Source organism: Pseudonocardia sp. SID8383 (assembly GCF_009864975.1).
Lineage (GTDB): Bacteria > Actinomycetota > Actinomycetes > Mycobacteriales > Pseudonocardiaceae > Pseudonocardia > Pseudonocardia alni.
In genome coordinates, this window is record NZ_WWFY01000642.1 from 1 (window position 1) to 667 (window position 667).

Consider the following 667-nt stretch of genomic DNA (forward strand, 5'->3'; position numbering starts at 1 on the left):
GCGACGGCGGCCCGGCGCCGGTTCGGCACCGCGACCCGGTGGGTCAGCACGTCGTAGCCGGCGTCGGCGATCTCGTCGAGGATCTCCGCGTACAGCACCCGGGCGGCGCCGACGCAGGCCCGCGACACCGGCTCCAGCATCGGGATCCCGGGGTCGGCCCGCCGGTAGGTGGCCCGGGTCCGGGCGACCAGGTGGGCCAGGGCGCGGCGGATCCGCGGGTCCGGGCGCCCGGTGCGCCGGCTCCAGGCCAGCAGCTCCCGGTCGACGCCGAACGCGGCGAGTTCGTCGGCGGGCAGGTACACCCGGCCGCGGTCGAGGTCCTCGCCGACGTCGCGCAGGAAGTTCGTGATCTGGAACGCCACGCCCAGCAGCGCGGCGTGCGGCTCGGCCTCCGCCCGCGGGACGACCGTCCCGAGCACCGGCAGCGTCTGCAGCCCGATCACGGCGGCCGAGCCGTGCACGTAGACGGCCAGCTCGTCGTCGGTGGCGTAGTCGGTGACGGTGAGGTCCATCCGCATCGAGACCATGAAGTCCCGGAACAGCGACGCGTCGAGGTCGTGGCGGCGCGCGGTCTCGGCGACGGCGAGCACCTCGGGCCTGCTGCCGGGCAGCGGGGCGCCCGCCAGCGCGGCCGCCAGCTCGGCGTCGAGCGCGTCGAGCCGGGTGT

General features: G+C 76.6%; 1 protein-coding gene. It reads right to left on the reverse strand.

What is annotated here, in order from left to right; all coding sequences use genetic code 11:
• Positions 1-667: phytoene/squalene synthase family protein (locus tag GTW08_RS15740; RefSeq protein ID WP_161152128.1), on the reverse strand; the 667-nt coding region annotated here is incomplete at both ends.